Genomic DNA, 21,594 nt, shown 5'->3' with positions numbered 1-21,594 from the left:
GTGCGGGCCTGCCGCCCATCACACCTGCGCGAGCAGCTGCTCCGCGGCCGCCGTGCCGTCGACGTCGCCGCCGAATCCGAGCACGGTGCGCAGCGGCATCGACTCCATCATGCGGCTGATCTCGGGGTCGGCGAAGATCGCCGCCGACGCCCCGCCGTTCGCGGCGAGGGCGGACTCGAGGACGCCGGCGCCCTTCGGGTGCCGCTGCCAGTCGCCGATCGTCGACTCGATGTCGAGCGTCGACTCCGGCACGGGCACCGCGAGCTCGATCTCCGCGGACGCCGCGATGTCGCGCGACGACGTGCCGACCTCGACCGTGAACGCACCGGGCTCGACGGTCCATCCGCTCTCGCCCCAGAACGCGAAGGCGCGCTCATCGAGCTCGATGCGCACCCGCTCCGACGCGCCGGCGGCGAGGCGCACCTTCGCGAAGCCCTTGAGCTCGCGCACGGGGCGGTCGACCGACGCCTCCACGTCGCCGACGTAGACCTGCACGACCTCGGCGCCCGCACGCGCGCCGGTGTTCGTCACGGTGACCTCGACGACCGCGTGCGCGACGGCGGTGTCGGCGACCGACACCGCGACGTCCGACAGCGCGAACGTCGTGTAGCCGAGGCCGAATCCGAACGGGTACTCGACCTCGCGCTCGGTGCGGTCGTACCAGCGGTAGCCGACGTAGATCCGCTCGCCGTAGACGACCTTCTTCGGGGTACCGGGGAAGTTCACGTGCGCGGGGTTGTCGGCGAGGCGCACCGGCACGGTCTCCGCGAGGCGGCCGCCGGGCTCGACGGCGCCGAACAGGATGTCGGCGGTCGCCGACCCGGAGGCCTGGCCGCCGAGCCACGTCTCGAGGATGGCCGGCACGCGCCCCGCGATGCCGTCGAGCGCGACGACGGCGCCGTTCGACAGCACGACGACGACGTTCGCGTTCACCTCGAGCACGGCATCGACGAGCGCGCGCTGGACGGCGGGCAGGTCGATGTGCGTGCGGTCGAAGCCCTCCGACTCCTCGGCGTCGGGCAGGCCGAGGAAGAGCACGACCGTCTCGGCCCCGGCGGCGAGGTCGACGGCCTCGGCGCGCAGCGCCTCGTCCTCGGCGCCGTCGAGGCGGAAGCCTGCCGCGAAGCGCACCTCGCGCGACGCGGTCGCGCGGATGGCCTCGAGCGCGGTGTCGAGGCGGGTCGGCTGGATGTGCGATGAGCCGGCGCCCTGATAGCGCGGGGTCTCGGCGAACGCGCCCACGACCGCGATCGCCCCGCCCTCCGCGGGAGACAGCGGCAGCACGCCGCCCTCGTTCGCGAGCAGCACGGCGCTCTCCGCGGCGATGCGGCGCGCGAGCGCGTGGTGCGCGTCGACGTCGACCGGCTGGGTCTCGCCGCGCGCCTCGCGCAGGCGGTCGTGCACCGTGAGGATGCGCGAGACCGCGATGTCGACGACCGACTCGTCGAGCGCGCCCGACTCGAGCGCGGCACGGACGTCCGCCGCGTGGCGGGGGCCCGCGGCGGGCATCGTCAGGTCGAGGCCGGCCGCTACAGCGGCGGCCGGGTTCGACACGGCGCCCCAGTCGGAGACGACGTAGCCCTGGTAGCCCCACTCGTCGCGGAGGACCTCGGTGAGCAGCCAGTGGTGCTCCGACGCGTACGTCCCGTTGATGCGGTTGTACGAGCACATCACGGTCGCGGGCTGGGCGTCCGTCACGGTGCGCTCGAAGGCGGGGAGGTAGATCTCGCGCAGCGTGCGCTCGTCGACCTCGGCGCTCACGCGCATGCGCTCGGTCTCCTGGTTGTTGGCGGCGAAGTGCTTGAGCGAGGCGCCGACGCCCTGCGACTGGATGCCGCGCACCCATCCGGCGCCGAGCGCGCCCGCGAGGAGCGGGTCCTCGGAGAAGTACTCGAAGTTGCGGCCGCAGAGGGGCGAGCGCTTGATGTTGACGCCGGGGCCGAGGAGCACGTCGACGCCGAGTGCGCGGCTCTCGCGGCCGAGCGCCTCGCCCATTTCCTCGAGGAGGGCGGGGTCCCACGTCGAGCCGGTGGCTGCGGCCGTCGGGAACGCCGTCGCGGGGTGGCTGTCGTTGATGCCGAGGTGGTCGGCGCTGCCGGACTGCAGCCGCACACCGTGCGGGCCGTCGGTGAGGACGGCGCCCTCGACGCCGGCGTGCGCGACGGAAGCGGTGGACCAGAAGCTGTCGCCGGTGAGCAGAGAGAGCTTCTCGTCGAGCGAGAGCTTCGAGACGGCGGGGTGCATGGGAGGCCTTTCTCTTGCGCGGACGCCCTCGTCGGCCATCCACTTACGCGCTTCAGTGTGGTGTTGAATGTATCTTGCCCGCCCCCTCGATCGCAAGGACGCGCATGGCTTCACAGGAATCACGCCGGATCACGGCCGCCGACGTCGCCCGCGCCAGCGGCGTCTCGCGCGCGACCGTCAGCTACGTGCTGAACGACACCCCGGGGCAGACCATCCCGGAGTCCACGCGGCAGCGCGTGCAGCAGGCGGCGGATGAGCTGGGCTACGTCCCGAGCATCCACGCACGCGCACTCGCCTCGCGCAGCACGGGCATCGTCGTGATCGACAGCAGCACCATCCCGCCGGGCGCCCTCGTGGCGGGCGCGACGCGCTCGCTGTCGAGAGGGCTCGTCGACCGCGGGTACGTGCCGGTCGTGAACCAGTACACGGGCGCCGACGAGGCGGGAGAGGTCCTCGTCACGCTCGCCCAGCGGCTGCAGCCCGTCGCGGTCGTCGCCCTGGGCGGGCTCGACCCCGCACTCACCGCGCTCCTGGAGCAGGCCGGCGTCGAGCGCATCGTCGCCCCCTCGCCCGGCGACGATCCCGCCTCCGAGCGCATCGGCGAGCTCGCGGAGGTGCAGATCGCGTACCTCGCGGATCGCGGACATCGTCGTGTCGTCTACGTCACGCCCGCCGAGCCCGAGCTCGCGGCGCTCGCCGAGCTCCGGCTGGCCGGCGCTCGCGGCGCCGCGGCCGCGCACGACGTGTCGCTCACAGCCATCCCCCTGCACGAGCAGGAGCACCTCGCCGACGAGCTCGCCCGGCTGCACGCCGACGGCGCGACAGCCGTCGCGGCGTACAACGACGAGGTGGCCGTGGGCGTGCTCGGAGCCGCCGCGCGCGCAGGGGTCGACGTCCCGGGAGCGCTCGCGGTGATCGGCATCGACGACCTCCCCCTCGCGCGGCGCACGCACCCGCAGCTGACGACGGTGTCGCAGAGCGACGGGGCCGCGCAGCTCGAGATCGTCGACGTCGACGCCGTGCTCGCGGGGAGGACGGCCATCCTCCCCCACCCGCGCCCGCGGGTCGTCGTCCGAGGCTCCGCGTAGCGGGCGGGGTCGACGCGGCGGAACCGCTGCCGCGTTTCGCGGCGACCGCCGCACCGTTCGACGCGAATCGCGGCAGGGGTTCGGCAGAATCCGACTGTCGCCCCGAAACACGGCGAGAAGCGCGCCCCGCCGGCACCCCGCCTACTCGGCGAGCCGCCGGAAGCGGTCGCTCACGCGGGTCGAGCCCGATACGGCCGCCTCGGCGCCCGGCACGCCGCTCGCGCCGACGTGCAGGATGGCCCGCGCCAGCACCTCGTCCCGCACCTCCCTGCGGGCATGGTCGTCCGCGAGCATCTCCACGAGCGCCGCGACCTCGGCCTCCGCGCGCGCCGCGATCGGGAACCACGGCAGCGCAGAGCGCCATGCGCGGAAGGCGAGGAGCAGGATGTCGTGCCGCTGCTCGACGTGCGCCCGCTCGTGCGCGATGACGGCGACGAGCTCGTCGGCGTCGAGTCGGTCGAGTAGGCCCTGCGACAGCACCGTGACCGAGCCGGCGCCGCGGGGCAGGCAGTAGGCCACCGGCACGGCGTCGTCGATGACCCGCGTCCGCGCCCGCGTCGGGTGGGGCGACGTGAGCATGTCGAGGAGAGCCAGGTGCCGCCGGCGCTGGCGCGTGACCTGCACGACCGTGACGGCGAGGTGCACGAGCAGGTAGACCGTGAAGGCGATCGCGGGCACGACGGCGATCCATCCGTGCCGCGGGGCCACGGCATGCCCCGCGAGCGCGAGCGCGCCGATCATCGAGAAGCCTCCCGCGAGGCCGATCGCCTGCCACAGCAGCAGCGCGATGACGGGGTTGCGCATGGGCCACGTCGCCCGCGACAGGGCGACGGGGACGGGCCACGCGAGAGCGAGCGCGACGACGCCGAGCACGACGGCGCCCCACACGATCAGATCGTGCGGGATGATCAGCGCGCCGTCGAGTGCCGGATCGGCGAGCGCGGGAAGCGCCGCGGCCATGGGATGTCGGCTCAGGCGGCGCCGCGCAGCAGCTTGCGGAGCACGGCGGCGTCCTCGGCCGAGACGCCTCCGACGAACCGCTCGAGCACAGCCATCCGGTCGGTCGACTCGCCGAGCACCTCGTGCATGAGCTCCGCGACGTGATCGGCGCGGGACGCGACCGGCGTGTACCGGTGGGGGCGGACGGAGCGGTCGGAGGCGACGAACCCCTTCTTCTCGAGACGCGAGAGCACGGTCAGCAGCGTCGTGGCGGCGAGCTGACGCCCGTCCCCCTCGAGCTTCTCCTTGACGTCGTACGCGGTCACGGGCATCTGCGCGTCCCAGACGGCGTCCATGACGGCGCGTTCGAGTTCGCCGAGCGTCCCCATGCGCACCTCCTCCCGGCCTGCGTCCGCGACGCGGACTGACGATCAGACCATCCTGCCATCCAATTCTACTCCCCGTCGAATTTCTTCTATGCTCTGTCGAAGTAGTTCTACAGAGCGTAGAATTGCGAGCAGGCCGGGAGACCGGCACCTCATCCCTGCGAAGGAGACCCGCGTGGACGTCCTCGACATCGCCCGCTGGCAGTTCGGCATCACGACCGTCTACCACTTCCTCATGGTGCCGCTCACGATCGGCCTCGGCATGACGGTCTCGATCCTGCAGTCGGCGTGGGTCCGCACGGGCGACGAGAAGTTCCTGAGGGCGACGAAGTTCTGGGGAAAGCTCTACCTCATCAACTTCATCCTGGGCGTCGCCACGGGTCTCGTGCAGGAGTTCCAGTTCGGGATGGCCTGGAGCGAGTACTCCCGTTTCGTCGGGGACGTGTTCGGCGCCCCGCTGGCCCTCGAGGGGCTGCTCGCCTTCTTCGCGGAGTCCACCTTCCTCGGCGTCTGGATCTTCGGATGGGGGCGCCTCCGCAAGGGCGTGCACCTCGCGGCGCTGTGGTGCGCCGTGCTCGGATCGTGGATCTCCGCCTACTTCATCATCGTCGCGAACTCGTGGATGCAGCACCCCGTCGGCGTCGAGCTCGGCGACGACGGCCGCCCCGTGATGACCGACATCTGGGCCGTGCTGACGAACAACACCGCGATCGCCGCGTTCACGCACACCGTGTTCGGCGCGCTCGTCGTCGCCGGGATGTTCCTCCTCGGCATCTCCTGGTACCACCTGTGGCGTCGGCGCCACGACGGCATCGACACGGTCGACGCGTCCGACCGCGTCGTCGTCGGCTCGGCTCCCGACGTGCCGGGCCGCGACGAGAAGGATCACGGCGTCTGGATCTGGTCGCTGCGCTTCGGCGCGATCGTCGCCATCCTCGGCTTCGCCGGCACCGTCGCGACGGGCGACATCCAGGGCAAGCTCATGTACGAGCAGCAGCCCATGAAGATGGCCGCGGCCGAGGCCGCCTGCCACACGGGCTCGGCGTTCTCCGTGCTCTCCCTCGGCGACCCCGGATCGCGCGACTGCTCCGACGTCGTCACCCTCATCGAGATCCCCGGGGTCCTCGGGTTCCTCGGCACGGGCGAGTGGGGCGCGGAGATGCCCGGCATCAGCGACCTCGAGCCGCAGTACGTCGACCAGTACGGCGAGACCATCCCCGACGACGAGCTGTACGGCGACCGCGCGGGCAGCGAGGTCGAGTACGTGCCCGTCATGTGGGTCACGTACTGGGGCTTCCGCCTCATGATCGGCCTGGGCGGCATCGTCGCGGCCGCCGCCGTCGTGGCCCTGTGGCTCACCCGCAAGGGCACCGTGCCGCGCTCCCCCTGGATCATGCGGCTCGCTCTGCTCGGCATCGTCGCGCCCTTCGCGGCCAACATCGCCGGCTGGATCTTCACCGAGATGGGGCGGCAGCCGTTCGTCGTCGCGCCGAACCCCGACGCCACCGGCGTCGACGGCGTCTTCATGTTCACCGCGGCCGCCGTCTCCCCCGGCGTCACGGCGGGCGAGCTGCTGTTCTCTGTCATCACCCTCGCCGCCGTCTACGGCGTGCTCCTCGTCGTCGAGCTCTTCCTCCTCGTGAGGTACATCCGCGGCGGGGTCGCGAGCGCGATGCCCGAGCTCGCCCACGAGGCCGACGACGACCATCCCGACGACGACGCGAAGCGAGACGACGTCCTCGCGTTCGCCTACTGAACGGAGCTCCCCATGGACGCCCTTCCCGTCTTCTGGTTCATCGCCATCGCCGTCCTCTGGATCGGCTACCTCCTGCTCGAGGGCTTCGACCTCGGCGTGGGCATGCACATGGTCTTCTCGACCCGCGCCGAGAAGGACCGCCGCGTCATGCTCAACACGATCGGCCCCGTATGGGACGGCAACGAGGTGTGGCTCATCACGGCGGGCGCGGCGATCTTCGCCGCCTTCCCGCACTGGTACGCGTCGCTGTTCTCCGCGCTCTACCTCCCGCTCACGATCACGCTCGTCGGCCTCATCGTGCGGGCGGTCGGCATCGAGTACCGCGGCAAGGTCGCGACGGCGCGCTGGGCGACGTTCTGGACGTGGATGATCGGCCTCGGCTCGACCATCGTCGCGTTCTGCATCGGGGCGGCTCTCGCGCTGACCTCGACGGGCCTGCCGCTCGACGAGAACGGCAACCGCGTGGGCGGGCCGTTCGTCTGGCTGACGCTGCCTGCCATCGTGGGCGGCCTCGCCGTGGTCGGCTTCGCGCTCGCGCACTCCGCGACGTTCCTCGCGCTGAAGTCCGACGGCCCCGTGCGCGAGCGCGCCGGACGCTTCGCGGCGCGGTGGGCGCCGCTGTGCCTCGTTCCCGCCGCCGTGTGGGCGCTGTGGGTGCAGCTGCGCTTCGGCGGCACGCCGCTGTCGTGGGCGCTCACGGCCGTCGCCGTCGCCGCCGCCCTGTTCGGGTGGCTGCAGGCGCGACGCCGGCGCGAGGGCCTCGCGTTCGTCGGATACGCGGCGTTCGGCTTCGCGGGCGCCGGGGCGGTCTTCGCGGGCATGTTCCCGCGCGTGCTCCCCTCGACGATCGACCCCGCCTTCGACCTCACGGTGTGGAACGCCGCGAGCGGCTCGTACACACTGGGCGTCATGACCGCCGTCGCCGTCGTCGCCCTCCCCGTCATCCTGCTCTACCAGGCGTGGAGCTACTGGGTGTTCCGCAAGCGCGTGACGCCGGGCATGATCCCCGACGCGCACGTCGTGCTGCCCGCCGTGCTGCGCGCGCGGTGAGGCGCAGCGGGGCCTCGGGCATCGACCCCTGGGCGATCGAGGCGGAACGCGCGGCGGCGGCGCCCGGTTTCCGGCGCCCCGATCCGGGGCCCGTGCCGAGGCGGCGGCTGTTCTCGCTCGGCCTGCTCGCGGCGTTCAGGGCGCTCGGCCTCGTGCTCGTCGCCGAGGCGGTCGCACGCGGCATCACGGCGCTCGGCGCGGGCGGCATCGGGCCGGAGGCGACACGGCTCATCCTCTCGCTCGGGATCGCCGGTGCCCTGCTGCGAGCGGGCGCAGAGTGGGCGACCGCCGTGCTGGCACGGCGCATCGCCTCGGGCGTCAAGACCGACCTGCGCGGGAGGCTCTGGCGGCGAATCACGCGGGGCGGGGCGGATGGCGGCGGCACGGCCGTGCTCGCGGCCGACGGGCTCGACGACCTCGACGACTACTACACACAGTCGCTGCCGTCGCTCGTCGCCGCCGCCGTCGTCCCCCTCCTCGTCGGGGTGCGGATCCTGGGGGCCGACTGGCTGAGCGCGCTCGTCATCGTCGTCACGGTGCCGCTCGTGCCGCTCTTCATGACGCTCATCGGGAAGCACACCCAGCAGCGCACGGACGCCGCGCTGACCGCGCTCACGCGGCTGGGCGACCACCTCGCCGAGCTCGCCAGGGGCCTCCCCGTGCTCGTGGGCCTCGGCCGCGTCGAGCGGCAGACGCAGGCGCTCGACGGCATCCAGCGCGAGTACCGCGCGCGCACGCAGGAGACGCTGCGCTGGGCGTTCCTGTCGGCGCTCGCCCTCGAGCTCGTCGCGACGATCTCGGTCGCGGTCGTCGCCGTGTTCCTGGGGCTGCGGCTTCTGAACGGCACGATCGGGCTGGAGGCGGCGCTCGTCGCCCTCATCCTCGCGCCCGAGTGCTTCGCGGCGCTGCGAGAGGTCGGCACGGCCTTCCACGCCTCGCAGGACGGCCTGTCGGCGCTCGAGCGCGCGACGCGGCTCATCGCGCGCCCCGCAGCGCGCGACGTGCGCACGGGCCCGGCGGGGGCCATCCGCCTCGAGGGGCTCGCCGTGCGCTACGCGGGTCGGGCGGAGCCCGCCCTCCGCCCCGTCGACGCGGAGCTGTCGGGCGTCGTGTCGATCGCAGGCCCCTCGGGGGCGGGCAAGTCGACGCTGCTGGCGGCGCTCGCGGGCACGCTCCCCGACGACGCCCAGGTCTCGGGCCGGGTCGTCGGCGTCGACCCGGCTGGCGTCGGCTGGGCGCCGCAGGCCCCGCACGGGTTCGCGGCGACACCGCGCGCCGAGCTCGCCCTCTACGGCGCCGATCCGGAGCCGGCGCTCGCCGAGCTCGGGCTCCTCGACCGCGCCGACGCGGCCATCGCGGAGCTGAGCCCCGGCGAGCAGCGCCGGCTCGCCGTCGCCCGCGCCTTCGCCCGCGTCGACGCGGGCGCCGGCATGCTCGTGCTCGACGAGCCGACCGCCCACCTCGACTCCGCCTCGGCCGAGCTCGTGCGCGCGGCCATCCTGCGCCGTGCCGGCCGCGCCGTCGTCGTGCTCGCGAGCCACGAGCCCGAGACGCTCGCCCTCGCGACCGCGACCGTGCCGGTGGCCGGCCCTGCGGCTGCGACCCCCGCTGCGGCTGCTGCTTCCCCTCTCTCGCCCATCGGATATCCGTTTGACGAGAGCCCCTCCGAGAACGCGTCTTCGCATGTCCTTTCGACAAGCGGATATCCGTTGGGCGAGGAAAGAGGCGGCGACCAGGTGACACGGCGGCGGCCTCTCACCCTGTTCGCGCTGCTGCGCCCGCAGCTATGGTCATGGCTCGGCGCGGTCGGGCTCGCCGCCATCGCGACAGGGCTCGGCCTCGCGCTCACGGCCGTCTCGGGATGGCTCATCGTGCGGGCGAGCGTCGAGGAGTACATCATGTACCTCCTCGTCGCGATCGTCGGCGTCCGCGCGTTCGGCATCGGCCGCTCGGTCGGCCGGTACGCCGAACGGCTCGCGACGCACCGCGCGGCGTTCCGCGCCGTCGACGCGCTGAGGCTGCGGCTGTGGCGCGCGATCGCGGCGCGCGGAGCGGGCTCACGGCGGCTGCTGGAGGGCGGTGCGCCCCTCGACTACCTCGTCACCCTCGCCGACGACCTGCGCGACCAGCTGCCGCGCGTGGTCGCCCCGCTCGTCGTCGGACTCCTCGTCGTCGCGGGCGCCGGCGTGACGACGGCGTTCGTCGTGCCGCAGCTCACGTGGCTCGTCGTCGCCGTCCTCGCGGTCGCCACGGCGGCCGGAGCGGCGCTCGCCGTCGTCTCGGCGCGGGGGTCGGGGGCGGCAGGGCTCTCGGCCCGCTCGGGGATCGTCCGCGGCACGACGTCGCTCGCCGCGGCGGCGGGAGACCTGCGCGGCAACGGGCGCGTCGACGCCGCGCTGGCGGATCTCGACACCCGCGCCGCAGCGCTCGCGCGCGCCGAGCGCCGGTCGGCGTGGTCGGCAGGGCTCGGCGCGGCCGTCGTGACCGCGGGCGCGACGGGTCTCGCCGTCGTGGTGCCCGTGCTCTCCGGGGGCGCCGCAGCCGAGAGCGCCTCCGTCGTGGCCCTGCTGTCGCTCGCGGTGCTCGAGCCGCTCGCCGCGTCGGTCGCCGCGGCGCACCGCCTGCCCGCCCTGCGCGCCGCGCTCGCGCGACTCGGCGACGTGCTCCGCCCGGCCCCGCAGCCGGAATGGGGAGACGGCGGACCCGGACGGCCCGTGGCGGAGGTCGCGCTCGACGACGTCGCGATCGGCTACCCCGGCGCGACGGCGCTCGCGGTCGACGGGGTCGACGGCGCGGCGCGGCGCGGACGCTGGCTCGTGCTCGACGGGCCGTCGGGCGCCGGCAAGTCGACCGTGCTGTCGGCCGTCATGGGCGCGCTCCCGCTCGCACGGGGCGCCGTGCGCGCCGACGGCGCGCCCCTCACGGCCTTCCGCGAGCGCGCATGGAAGGACGCCGTCGCATGGTGCCCGCAGGACGCGTACGTCTTCGACTCGACCCTGCGGGGCAACCTCCTGCTCGCCGATGCGTCCGCCGACGACGCCGCGCTCGAGGGCGCCCTGCGGCTCGCGGGCCTCTCCCCCCTGCTGTCGGCGCTCGACGAGGGCCTCGACGCGCGGGTCGGCGCGGGCGGCTCCGCCCTGTCGGGCGGCGAGCGCCAGCGGCTCGCCGTCGCGCGGGCGCTGCTGTCGCGCGCCGACGTCGTGCTCCTCGACGAGCCGACGGCGCACCTCGACGCCCCGACCGCGGCCGCGATGATGACGGATGTCCGCGCCGCGACGCGCGACCGCGTCGTCGTGCTCGTATCGCATCGGATGGCCGACCGCCACGCGGAGGACGCCGTGGTGCGGCTCTGACGCGATCCGCGCCACCGCGGGCGACACGCCGTCGCCCGCGGCTTGCACGGAGGCGCGCGCAGGCGTAGTTTCGCCCGTCGTGACGAACGAGCCCCGTGACCCGGGTGACGGGTTCACCGCGAAGCGGTGGATCATCGGCGAGACGCTGCCGACCGACAAGCTGGACGACCAGCTGCTGCCGAAGAAGATGGCGCTGCCGATCTTCGCCTCCGACGCGCTCTCCTCCGTCGCGTACGCGCCGCAGGAGCTGCTCATGATCCTCATGACGGGAGGGCTCGCGTTCCTCGCGTTCAGCCCGTGGGTGGCGGTGGCGGTCGTCGCGCTGCTCGTCGTCGTCGTGACCAGCTACCGGCAGCTCATCAAGGCGTACCCCTCCGGCGGCGGCGACTACGAGGTCGCGCGCACCAACCTGGGAGAGATCCCGGGGGTGGTCGTCGCGGCCGCGCTGCTCGTCGACTACGTGCTCACGGTGGCGGTCTCGGTCGCCTCGGGCGTCGACAACATCATCTCGGCGGTGCCGGAGATCGCGCCGCTCCGGGTCGAGCTCGCGGTGCTGTTCGTCGTCCTCATCATCGTGGTGAACCTGCGCGGCGTACGCGAGGCCTCGCTCGTGTTCGCCATCCCGACGTACCTCTTCATCGGCTCCGTCGCCCTGATGATCGTCGTCGGCGTGCTCCGCACCGTCGCCGGCGATCCTCCCGTCGCCTCGAGCGCCGAGTTCGCCGTGCAGGCGGAGGACCTCACGCAGGCGGGCGTCATCCTCCTCGTGCTGCGCGCGTTCTCGAGCGGATGCTCGGCCCTGACCGGCGTGGAGGCCGTCTCGAACGGCGTCCCCGCGTTTCGGCGGCCCAAGGTCCGCAACGCGCAGCTCACGCTGACGATGATGGGCGGCATCGCGATCGCGCTCTTCTCGGGGCTCACGCTGCTCGCGCTCGTGTCGGGAGTGCACTACGCCGAGGACCCGTGCGCGCTCATCGGGTTCGACTGCGCGACCCCGCAGCCGAGCCTCATGGCGCAGGTGGCGGCGGCGACGTTCGGGGGCGGCTCCCTCCTCTTCTACGTCGTGCAGGCCGCGACGGCGTGCGTCCTCCTCCTCGCCGCCAACACGGCGTTCAACGGCTTCCCGCTGCTCGGCGCGACGCTGGCCCGCGACGGCTACGCGCCCAAGGCGCTCAACACGCGCGGAGACCGCCTCGTGTTCTCGAACGGGATGGTCGTCCTCGGGATCGCGGCCATCGCCATCCTCGTCGTGTACCGGGCCAACCTCACGACCCTCATCCAGCTGTACATCATCGGCGTCTTCGTGTCGTTCTCGCTCGGCCAGCTCGGGATGGTGAGGCACTGGCGGCGCGTGCTGCGTGAGCTCCCCGCGGCGTCGGCGGAGCGGCGGCCGGCGCGCACGGGGCTCGTCATCAACGGCGCCGGCGCGGCGCTCACGGTGCTCGTGCTCGTCATCGTGACCATCACGAAGTTCACGCACGGGGCATGGCTCGTCTTCCTCCTCATCCCCGTGCTCGCGACGCTCATGGTGGGCGTGAGCCGCTACTACCGCGATGTGGAGCACGAGATCGCGGCCGACGACGACACGCACTTCGGATCGCGCGGCGACCTCGCGCTCGTCCTCGTCAACCGCGTGCAGAAGCCCGTCCTGAAGGCCGTCGACTACGCGCTCGCGGCCCACCACGAGAAGACCCTCGCCGTGCACGTGGCCGTCGACCCCGAGACGGCCGAGCGCGTCCAGCGGGAGTGGCGCGAGCACCGCGTCCCCGTGCCGCTCGTCATCGTCGAGTCGCCCTACCGCGAGTTCGCGCATCCGGTGAAGGCGTTCATCGAGGCGTACCGGGAGAAGCACGGCCCCACGGTCGCGACCGTCTACCTGCCGCAGTACATCGTCGGGCACTGGTGGGAGGGGCTGCTCCACAACCGCCGCGCCCGGCGCATGGCGAGCCAGCTCATGCTCGTGCACGGCGTGAAGATCGCGCTCGTGCCGTGGCTGCTCGACTCGTCCGAGCTCATCTACGGGCGGCGCTCGCGTCCCGTCCCCGGGCAGGAGCGGGCCGGCCGGCCGGTCGAGCGCGCCCGTTCCGACGGCTGAGCCGGCTCGCGGTCGTCATCCGTGCGCATTCCGTAACCACCCCGCAACCGATTCGCGACACGATAGGCGCATGTCGATCAAGGTCGCGCTGACGCATGCCACCGAGTACCGCTTCGCGAAGCCCGTGGCGGTGTCGCCGCATCTCGTCCGGCTGCGCCCTGCCCCGCACACGCGCACGCCGATCGAGGCCTACTCGCTCGACATCAGCCCCGCGAACCACTTCGTCAACTGGCAGCAGGATCCGTTCGGCTGCTGGGTGGCGCGCGTCGTCTTCCCCGAGCGCGTCGACCACGTCGCCATCACGGTGGGCCTCGTCGCCGACATGAAGGTCATCAACCCGCTCGACTTCTTCATCGAGGAGCACGCAGAGAGGTTCCCGTTCTCGTACGCGCCCGAGCTGGCCGCCGACCTCGCGCCGTACCTGCGCCCGGTCGACGATGCGGAGGAGGCGGAGGCCTGGCGCACCCGCCTCCCGGCACTCCCCGCCGACGGCGTCCCGACGGTGCAGTTCCTCTCCGACCTCAACGCCGCCGTCTACGGTGCCGTCGACTACGACATCCGCATGGAGCCCGGCGTGCAGGCGCCGGACGTCACGCTCGACCGCGGCATCGGCTCGTGCCGCGACAGCGCGTGGCTGCTCGTCAGCCTGCTGCGCGGCTACGGCCTCGCGGCGCGCTTCGTCTCGGGCTACCTCGTGCAGCTCGCGGCCGACGAGGAGTCGCTCGACGGTCCGAGCGGGCCGGCGAGCGACTTCACCGATCTGCACGCGTGGGCCGAGGTGTACGTCCCCGGCGCCGGATGGATCGGGCTCGACCCGACGAGCGCCCTGTTCGCGGGCGAGGGGCACATCCCGCTGAGCGCCGCTCCCCATCCCACGTCGGCCGCGCCCATCGAGGGCGCCACCGACCCCGTCGAGGTGACGTTCGCGTTCCGCAACGAGGTGCGGCGCGTGCACGAGGATCCGCGCACGACGAAGCCGTACTCCGACGAGCAGTGGCGGCGCATCGACGCCCTCGGCGAGGAGGTCGACGCGCGGCTCGAGGCGGGTGACGTGCGGCTCACGATGGGCGGCGAGCCGACGTTCGTCGCGCTCGACGACCAGGTGAGCGCGGAGTGGAGCACCGAGGCGGACGGCCCGCACAAGCGGGAGCGCGCGAACGATCTCGCCGAGCGCCTGCGAAGGGCGTACGCCGAGAACGGCGTCGTGCACCGCGGGCAGGGCAAGTGGTACCCCGGAGAGCCGCTGCCGCGCTGGAACATCGCGCTGCAGTGGCGTACGGACGATGTGCCGCTCTGGCGCGACGCCGACCTCTTCGCCGATCCCTGGGCGGCCGAGCGCAACCCGCGAGCAGACGAGGAGGCGGCCGAGCTCGCCCGCGTCGTCGCCGACCTCATGCGCCTTCCCGCGACCTCGCTGCACGCGGCGTTCGAGGATCCGCTCGTCGCCCTCCACGCGCAGGTGAGCCGCCCCGAGGGGCCGCGCCCCGTCGGCGGCGACCTCGACGCCGACGGGCTCGCCGCTCTCGACCGAGAGGCCGGCGATCCGACCGCGTGGGTGCTGCCGATCGCGATGGAGTTCGGACGCTGGACGAGCCCCGCATGGCGGTTCCGCCGCGGGCGGCTCTTCCTCTCCCCCGGCACGAGCGCCGCGGGTCTGCGCCTTCCCCTCGACTCCATCTCGTGGCGCGACCCCTCGTCGCAGGGCGAGCCGTCGTACGAGCGCCCCGAGCCCGTCTCCGTCGCGCCGGGAGCGCCCCGGCCGGTCATCGTCGAGCCGGAGGGGGCGGCGCGGACGGCGCTCGCCTTCGAAGCCCGCGACGGGCAGGTGCACGTGTTCCTCCCCCCGACGGCGACGCTCGAGGAGTACGCGACGCTCCTCGTCGTCCTGGAGGAGGCGGCGGCCACGGTCGGCACGCGCATCGTCGTGGAGGGCTACATGCCGCCGCCCGACGCGCGGCTCGCGCAGATCGTCGTCACGCCCGACCCCGGCGTCATCGAGGTCAACGTCCATCCGACCGCCAGCTGGGCCGCGCAGCGCGATCTCGCCTTCGACCTCTACGAGCACGCGCGGCAGGCGCGGCTGTCGACGGAGAAGTTCGACCTCGACGGCCTCCACACCGGCACGGGCGGCGGCAACCACATCACGCTCGGCGGTCCGACACCCGCCGACTCCCCGCTCCTGCGCCGCCCCGATGTGCTCGCGAGCCTGATCGCGTACTGGCAGCGCCATCCGTCCCTCTCGTACCTCTTCTCCGGGCGTTTCGTCGGGCCCACGTCGCAGGCGCCGCGCTTCGACGAGGGGCGTCCCGAGGCCGTTTACGAGATGGAGATCGCGCTCGTCGAGCTGGGGCGCCAGCTCGACATGGCCGCGTCGCTCGGGGAGGAGCCCGTGCCGTGGCTCGCCGACCGGTCGTTCCGCCATCTGCTCACCGACCTCACGGGCAACACGCACCGAGCCGAGTTCTGCATCGACAAGCTGTACGACCCCTCGACGAGCCGCGGGCGCCTGGGCCTGCTCGAGATGCGCGGCTTCGAGATGCCGCCGCACCCGCAGCTCGCGCTCGTGCAGGCCCTCCTCGTCCGCTCGCTCATCGCGATGTTCTGGGAGCGCCCGTACCGCGAGCCGCTCGTCCGCTGGGGCATGCGGCTGCACGAGGACTTCCTGCTCCCCGAGGGCGTCACGCGCGACATCCGCCAGGTCGCGGCGGATCTGCGCGCCCACGGCATCGCGTTCGACGACGCCTGGCTCGAGCCGTTCGTCGAGTTCCGGTTCCCGCGGATCGGCACGCGCACCGTCCCGACGCCCGCGGGAGCGGTCGACCTGGAGCTGCGGCAGGCGATCGAGCCCTGGAACGTGCTGGGAGAGGAGGCGACCGGACGGGGGACGGCGCGCTACGTCGACTCCTCGGTCGAGCGCGTCGAGGTGCGCGTGTCGGGATTCGATCCCCGCACCGCCCTCGTGACGTGTCAGAGTATTCCGGTGCCCCTCACTGCGACCGACCGACCCGGCGTGTACACCGCCGGCATCCGGTACGTCGCGTGGCAGACGTGGTCGTCGATGCACCCGTCCATCGGCGTGCAGGCGCCGCTCGTGTTCGAGGTCGTCGACGCGTCGACGGGCGTGAGCCTCGGCGGTGCGACGTACCACGTCGTGCACCCGGGAGGGCGCGCCTACGAGCATCCGCCCGTCAACGCGAACGAGGCGGAGGCACGGCGCGGCGGCCGCTTCGAGCCGTTCGGGCACAGCACGGGCCGCCACAGCATCGCCGAGCTGCGCGAGCGCGGCGCGCGCGCCGCGAGCCCGGATCTGCCGCGCACGCTCGACCTGCGGAGGGCCGCCATCGGGTGACCCTGCTCCGTGACTACGCGGCATCGCTGTCGCAGCCGACGCTCCCCCTGCACCCGACGGGAGGGGCGGGTGCGGCGCGCTTCGACGAGGTCGTGGGGGCCGACGGACGGCTGCGTCCGGCGTGGCGCGACCTCGCATCGGTGGTCTCCGACCTGACGCCGGACGAGCTCGCGCGGCTCTCCGCCGAGGGAGCGGAGCTGCTCGCCGACGACGGCGCGAGCTATGCGCAGCAGGGCACGAGGCCGCGGCCGTGGCGGCTCGATCCCGTCCCGCTCGTCCTGGACGCTGCGGAGTGGGACAGGCTCGAGGTCGGGCTCGCACAGCGCGCCGAGCTGCTCGGCGCCCTGCTCGCCGACCTCTACGGACCGCAGCGGCTGCTCGCGTCGCGCGTCGTGCCGTCGGCGGCGGTCTTCGGCCACGCCGGGTTCCTCCGTCCCCTCGTCGGGGCGTCGGACCCGGCGCCGCTCGTGCTCACGGGAACCGACCTCGGCCGCGGCGCCGACGGCGAGTGGCGCGTCCTGTCCGACCGGGTGCAGGCGCCGTCCGGACTCGGCTACGCGATGGAGAACCGCCGCGTCACGGCACGCGTCCTGCCGGGGCTCCACCGCGAGACGCGCGCCCACCGCGTCGAGCCGTTCCTGTCGGCGCTGCGCACGGCGCTCGTGCAGGCGGCGCCTGCGGGTGCCGACGGCCCGCGCGTCGTCGTGCTCTCGCCCGGGACCCGGTCGGAGACCGCCTTCGACCAGGCGTTCCTCGCGCATGCGCTCGGCTTCCCCCTCGTCCGCGGCGGCGACCTCGTCGTGCGCGACGGACACGTCTGGATGACGCCGTCGGGATGGCCGCGCACGGCGCCCGTCGACAGGGTCGACGTCATCCTGCGCCGCGTCGACGCCGACTGGAGCGATCCGCTCGAGCTGCGCGGCGAGTCGCAGCTCGGCGTCACGGGTCTCGTCGAGGTCGTGCGCCGCGGCAACGTGCGGATCGCGAACGGCCTCGGCGCCGGCGTCCTGGAGAACCCTGCGCTCCTCTCCGTCATGCCCGCGATCTGCGAGGCGCTCCTCGGCGAGGAGCTGCGCCTGCCCGTCGCGGAGACCTGGTGGTGCGGCGACGACGCGCAGCGGCGCACCGTGCTGGACCTCCTCCGCGCCAGCCCGGACGAGGTCATCGTGCGGCGCATCGACGGCGGGCCCGATCTCGCGTCGGCTCCCCCGGACCAGCTGCGCGCACGCATCGAGCGAGAGCCGCTCCGATACGCGGCCCAGCGGCGCGTCCCGCTCTCGCAGGCGCCCGTCCTCCGCGAGGGCGCGCCGGACGACGAGCGGATCGGCACGGCGCCCGTGACGCTGCGGGCGTTCACGGTCCGCGACGGCGCGGCGCAGCGCCCCTTCGCGGGCGGCCTCGCCATGGTGGCGGATGCCGGCCCGCGCGCGCGAGCACTCCGCCCTGCCGGCGGGGTGCCGATCACGAAGGACGTCTGGGTGCTCAAGGCGCAGGCGGACGACCCCGACCAGGGCATCGACCGCGTCGTCCGCACCGCCCTCGCGCGCGCGACGCCCGTGTTCTCGCCGCGGGCGCTCGACGATCTGTTCTGGGCCGGCCGGTACTCCGAGCGCGCCGAGGACCTCGTCCGCATCGTGCTGACGGCCGACGCGCTCGCCCGCGGCAGGCGGCGCTCCGACGGCGCGGACGCCCTCGGCTCGGCGCTCGCCCACCTGGCGGGAACGCGCGGGGAGGACCGCGAGGCCGACCATCGCTCCGTGCTGCTCGACGCCGACCGGCAGGGATCGGCCGCGGAGGCCCTCGCGCGGCTGCGCGACGCGCTCGCCGGCGTGCGCGACCAGCTGTCCGACGACACGTGGCGCGTCTTCGGAACGACCGACCGCGCCGCCGACCTGCTGCGGGCGGACGAGAGCTATCCCATCTCGGATGCCGCCGCTCGCACCCTCACGGGTCTGCTGTCGCTGCACGGCGTGACCCGGAGCATGATGCGCGACGACGGCTGGAACGCGCTCGAGGCGGGGCGGCAGCTGGAGCGCGCCATCCAGGTGTGCCTCCTCACCCAGGCGACGCTGCCGGCGCTCGCGGGCGCCGGCTCGGAGGAGGCGCTCGAGGGCGTGCTCACGGCGGCGGAGAGCGCCGTGACCTACCGGCGCCGGTACGGCGGCTCCGGGAGGTCGGCCGAGGCCCTCGAGCTGCTGCTGATCGACGCGGACAACCCGCGCTCGCTCGCCGCGGCCGTCGGCGCGCTCGCCGAGCACCTGGGCGCGCTGCCCCTGTCGACGGGGTCGACGCGCCCCGAGCGGCTGCTCGAGGACCTCGCCTCCCGCATCGGAGGACGCACGCCGCTCGCCCCGGGCACGGCGCTCGAGGAGTTCCTGCGGGCGGCGCTCGCCGACCTCCGCCAGCTCGGGGAGGCGATCGCCGTGGTCCACTTCGAGTCCGGGCCGCTGCCGCGCTCGATGGGCGCCGCCGCGGAGGTGCCCGCATGAGGTACCTCGTGACCCACACGACGACGTACACGTACGACGACGACGTGCACGACAGCTACGGCGTCGGGCATCTCGTGCCCCGGCCGCTGCCGTGGCAGTTCGTCGCCGCACACGACGTGCGCATCGCGCCGTCGCCCGCCGCCCTCCGCACGGAGCTCGACGGATACGGCAACGAGCTGACGTACTTCCAGGTCGTCGAGCCGCACCGCGAGCTCGTCATCGCCGCGACGAGCGACGTGCGCATCGACGACCCCGTGTACGACGCGACGGCCCTCGCGGATCCGTGGGAGGCGTCGCGGCCGCTGCGGTCCGACGCCGCGTCGGCCTGGTCGGCGACCGAGTTCGCCCTCGAGTCGCCCCTGGCCGCGCATGCCGAGGAGGCCGCGGCCTACGCCGCCGCGTCGCTCGTCCCCGGTCGCCCCGTCGGCGAGGCGGTCACCGACCTCGTGCACCGCATCCACGCCGACTTCGAGTACGACAGCACGGCGACGACCGTGACGAGCACCGTCGCCGAGGTGCTCCGCAAGCGAGCGGGCGTCTGCCAGGACTTCGCCCACCTGACGCTCGCCTGCCTGCGCGGCCACGGCGTCGCGGCACGCTACGTGAGCGGCTACCTCGCGACCGAGCCGCCGCCCGGCAAGGAGCGCATCGTGGGGGCCGACGCGTCGCACGCGTGGGTCGCCGTCTGGCTGCCGGGGTCGGACGAATGGCTCGCCGTCGATCCCACGAACGACCAGTGGGCGGGGGAACGGTACGTCACGGTCGCGTGGGGGCGCGACTACGGCGACGTCTCCCCCGTCAAGGGCGTCATCTTCACGGAGGCGCGTCGGTCGACGCTCGCCGTGTCGGTCGACGTCGCCCCCGTCGATCCCGCCCCCATCGCGAAGGAGACCACGTCGTGAAGACCTACTCGTGCCGCGTGTGCGGCAACCGCCTGTACTTCGAGAACTCCGTCTGCGTGAGCTGCGGATCGGCGCTGGGATACTCGCGCGTCGAGCAGGAGATCGTCCCGCTCGACGACGAGGGCTCCTACATCGACGCGGAGGGTCTCGTCTGGCACGTGTGCGCGAACCTCGATCTCTCGGGATGCACGTGGCTCGCGCCCGCGCCCGGCGCGCAGTGCGCGGCGTGCGATCTGACGCGCACCCGCCCCGCCGACGACGACGCGGAGGGCCTCGAGCAGTTCCCCGTCGCGGAGCGCGCGAAGAGGCAGCTCGTCGCCGAGCTCGACCGGCTCGGGTTCCCCGTGGTCGGGCGCGACGACGACCCGGAGGGCGGTCTGTGCTTCGACATGCTCTCGAGCGTCGGGGAGGACGTCGTGATCGGGCATGCCGACGGCGTCATCACGATCGACCTCGCGGAGGCGAACGCGTCGCACCGCGAGCGCGTGCGCGACGAGCTGGGCGAGCCGTACCGCACCATGCTCGGCCACCTGCGCCATGAGTCGGGGCACTACTTCCAGTGGCTCCTCGTCCGCGACGAGGCGCTCGTCGCCCGATCCCGCGAGCTCTTCGGAGACGAGACCGCCGACTACCAGGCCGCCATCGACCGGCACTACGCCGAGGGCGCTCCCGCCGACTGGCCCGAGTCGTTCATCACGACGTACGCGACGATGCACCCGTTCGAGGACTTCGCGGAGACCTGGGCCCACTACCTCCACATCACCGACACGGTCGAGTCGGCGCGCGAGACGGGGCTCGTCTCCGCTCCCGAGCCGACGGCGTTCCGCGATCTCGTCGCCGACGTGTGGATGCCGCTGTCGCTCGGGCTCAACCTCATCAGCCGGTCGATGGGCAAGGACGACCTGTACCCCTTCGTCATCCCCGCGCCCGTCGTCGACAAGCTCGACTTCGTCGCGTCGCTGCGCCCGTCCTGACGTGGCCGACCCGTCAGGGCTGCGGCGCGTCGCCGTCGTCGTGCTCGAGGGCGCCAAGCCCCTCGACGTCGGCATCCCCGCGCAGGTCTTCACGACGCGCGCGAGCATGCCCTACGAGGTGCGCGTGTGCGGGGCCGAGCCGGGCCTCGTGACGGGCGGCGACGGCCTGTCGTACCACGTCGCACACGGTCTGGAGGCGCTCGCGTGGGCAGACCTCGTGTTCATCCCCGGCTCCCGGGCGCCCGACCGCGAGGACCCTCCCTCCGCCGTCGTCGACGCCCTCGTGGCGGCCCATGCGCGCGGCGCGCGCATCGCGGCGATCTCGACGGGCGCGTTCGCCCTCGCGGCGACGGGCCTGCTCGACGGACGCCGCGCGACGACCCACTGGCACTACACCCGTCAGCTGGCGCGCCGCCATCCGCGCGTGCACGTCGACGAGAACGTGCTCTTCGTCGACGAGGGCAGCGTGCTGACCTCGGCGGGCGCCGCGTCGGGGATCGACCTGTGCCTGCACATCCTGCGGTCGGACCTCGGCGTCGCGGCGTCGAACCACGCCGCCCGCCGGCTCGTCGCGGCGCCGTACCGCAGCGGAGGGCAGGCGCAGTACGTGCCCCGCAGCGTGCCGGAGCCCATCGGCGAGCGGTTCGCGGCGACGCGGGAGTGGGCGCTGCACCGTCTCGGCGAGCCGCTCACGCTGGAGTCGCTCGCGCGTCACGCCGCGGTCTCGCCGCGCACCTTCTCCCGTCGCTTCGTCGAGGACACGGGATACACGCCCATGCAGTGGATCATGCGCGCGCGCATCGACCTCGCCCGCGAGCTGCTGGAGCGGTCGGAGCGCGGCGTCGAGCAGATCGCCGCGGATGTCGGGCTCGGGACAGGCGCCAACCTGCGTCTGCACTTCCAGCGCATCCTCGGGACGACCCCGAGCGACTACCGCCGCACGTTCACCCAGGGAGAATGAGCGGCACC

The 21,594-nt window shown here is 73.6% G+C and carries 13 protein-coding genes; 10 read left to right on the top strand and 3 right to left on the bottom strand.

The features are described from left to right. Nucleotides 1-18 precede the first annotated feature (18 nt). The gene (locus ABD998_RS15235) at nucleotides 19-2,244 is read right to left on the bottom strand and encodes a beta-glucosidase family protein (protein WP_345440979.1); all 2,226 of its coding nucleotides are present in this window, start codon (nucleotides 2,242-2,244) and stop codon (nucleotides 19-21) included. A gap of 104 nt (nucleotides 2,245-2,348) precedes the next feature. Between ABD998_RS15235 and ABD998_RS15230 the strand changes: the two genes are divergently transcribed. Next, the gene (locus ABD998_RS15230; RefSeq protein ID WP_345440976.1) at nucleotides 2,349-3,332 is read left to right on the top strand and encodes a LacI family DNA-binding transcriptional regulator; all 984 of its coding nucleotides are present in this window, start codon (nucleotides 2,349-2,351) and stop codon (nucleotides 3,330-3,332) included. A 141-nt stretch (nucleotides 3,333-3,473) separates the two neighbouring features. Here the strand turns inward: ABD998_RS15230 and ABD998_RS15225 are convergent, their stop codons facing one another. Further along, the gene (locus ABD998_RS15225) at nucleotides 3,474-4,292 is read right to left on the bottom strand and encodes a M56 family metallopeptidase (protein ID WP_345440973.1); all 819 of its coding nucleotides are present in this window, start codon (nucleotides 4,290-4,292) and stop codon (nucleotides 3,474-3,476) included. Between the two features lie 11 nt (nucleotides 4,293-4,303). After that, nucleotides 4,304-4,660 (bottom strand): BlaI/MecI/CopY family transcriptional regulator, encoded by a 357-nt coding sequence (locus ABD998_RS15220; protein ID WP_345440971.1) that lies wholly within the window; start codon nucleotides 4,658-4,660, stop codon nucleotides 4,304-4,306. Between the two features lie 172 nt (nucleotides 4,661-4,832). On the opposite strand from ABD998_RS15220, the gene ABD998_RS15215 reads away from it, so the two are divergent. The 9 genes from ABD998_RS15215 (at nucleotide 4,833) to ABD998_RS15175 (ending at nucleotide 21,586) form a co-directional block, all read left to right on the top strand. Continuing rightward, a complete protein-coding gene (locus ABD998_RS15215; RefSeq protein WP_345440969.1) occupies nucleotides 4,833-6,413 on the top strand; it encodes a cytochrome ubiquinol oxidase subunit I in 1,581 nt (526 codons plus the stop codon). A gap of 12 nt (nucleotides 6,414-6,425) precedes the next feature. Beyond that, nucleotides 6,426-7,463, top strand: a complete 1,038-nt coding sequence (gene cydB, locus ABD998_RS15210; protein WP_345440967.1) for a cytochrome d ubiquinol oxidase subunit II — start codon at nucleotides 6,426-6,428, stop codon at nucleotides 7,461-7,463. Continuing rightward, entirely contained in the window at nucleotides 7,460-10,816 is a 3,357-nt protein-coding gene (gene cydC, locus ABD998_RS15205) for a thiol reductant ABC exporter subunit CydC (protein ID WP_345440964.1), read from the top strand. Before cydB ends, cydC begins: the two co-directional genes overlap by 4 nt. 79 nt (nucleotides 10,817-10,895) lie before the next feature. After that, nucleotides 10,896-12,911 carry an APC family permease gene (locus tag ABD998_RS15200; protein WP_345440961.1) on the top strand — a complete coding sequence of 672 codons (2,016 nt, stop codon included), beginning with the start codon at nucleotides 10,896-10,898 and terminating at the stop codon, nucleotides 12,909-12,911. Between the two features lie 70 nt (nucleotides 12,912-12,981). Further along, nucleotides 12,982-16,260, top strand: coding sequence for a transglutaminase family protein (locus tag ABD998_RS15195; RefSeq protein ID WP_345440958.1), 3,279 nt, complete (start codon nucleotides 12,982-12,984; stop codon nucleotides 16,258-16,260). After that, nucleotides 16,257-18,749, top strand: coding sequence for a circularly permuted type 2 ATP-grasp protein (locus tag ABD998_RS15190; protein ID WP_345440955.1), 2,493 nt, complete (start codon nucleotides 16,257-16,259; stop codon nucleotides 18,747-18,749). The genes ABD998_RS15195 and ABD998_RS15190 overlap by 4 nt, the downstream gene beginning before the upstream one ends. Beyond that, the gene (locus ABD998_RS15185) at nucleotides 18,746-19,651 is read left to right on the top strand and encodes a transglutaminase family protein (protein ID WP_345440953.1); all 906 of its coding nucleotides are present in this window, start codon (nucleotides 18,746-18,748) and stop codon (nucleotides 19,649-19,651) included. The genes ABD998_RS15190 and ABD998_RS15185 overlap by 4 nt, the downstream gene beginning before the upstream one ends. Then, nucleotides 19,648-20,625: a zinc-binding metallopeptidase family protein gene (locus ABD998_RS15180; RefSeq protein WP_345440951.1), complete on the top strand. Its 978-nt coding sequence runs from the start codon at nucleotides 19,648-19,650 to the stop codon at nucleotides 20,623-20,625. The genes ABD998_RS15185 and ABD998_RS15180 overlap by 4 nt, the downstream gene beginning before the upstream one ends. 1 nt (nucleotide 20,626) lies before the next feature. Further along, on the top strand, nucleotides 20,627-21,586 hold the full coding sequence (locus ABD998_RS15175; RefSeq protein WP_345440949.1) for a GlxA family transcriptional regulator: 960 nt from the start codon (nucleotides 20,627-20,629) through the stop codon (nucleotides 21,584-21,586). Nucleotides 21,587-21,594 lie beyond the last annotated feature (8 nt).

Source organism: Microbacterium gilvum (assembly GCF_039543865.1).
Taxonomy (GTDB): Bacteria; Actinomycetota; Actinomycetes; order Actinomycetales; family Microbacteriaceae; genus Microbacterium; species Microbacterium gilvum.
Note: the sequence above shows the minus strand (reverse complement) of the source record. Positions and strands in the feature narration are given on the sequence as shown.

Bases quoted from the DNA above. Each gene is read 5' to 3' on its own strand.
- ABD998_RS15235 (WP_345440979.1), bottom strand. From the start codon at position 2,244: ATGCACCCCGCCGTCTCGAAGCTCTCGCTCGACGAGAAGCTCTCTCTG.
- ABD998_RS15230 (WP_345440976.1), top strand. From the start codon at position 2,349: ATGGCTTCACAGGAATCACGCCGGATCACGGCCGCCGACGTCGCCCGC.
- ABD998_RS15225 (WP_345440973.1), bottom strand. From the start codon at position 4,292: ATGGCCGCGGCGCTTCCCGCGCTCGCCGATCCGGCACTCGACGGCGCG.
- ABD998_RS15220 (WP_345440971.1), bottom strand. From the start codon at position 4,660: ATGGGGACGCTCGGCGAACTCGAACGCGCCGTCATGGACGCCGTCTGG.
- cydB (WP_345440967.1), top strand. From the start codon at position 6,426: ATGGACGCCCTTCCCGTCTTCTGGTTCATCGCCATCGCCGTCCTCTGG.
- ABD998_RS15195 (WP_345440958.1), top strand. From the start codon at position 12,982: ATGTCGATCAAGGTCGCGCTGACGCATGCCACCGAGTACCGCTTCGCG.
- ABD998_RS15185 (WP_345440953.1), top strand. From the start codon at position 18,746: ATGAGGTACCTCGTGACCCACACGACGACGTACACGTACGACGACGAC.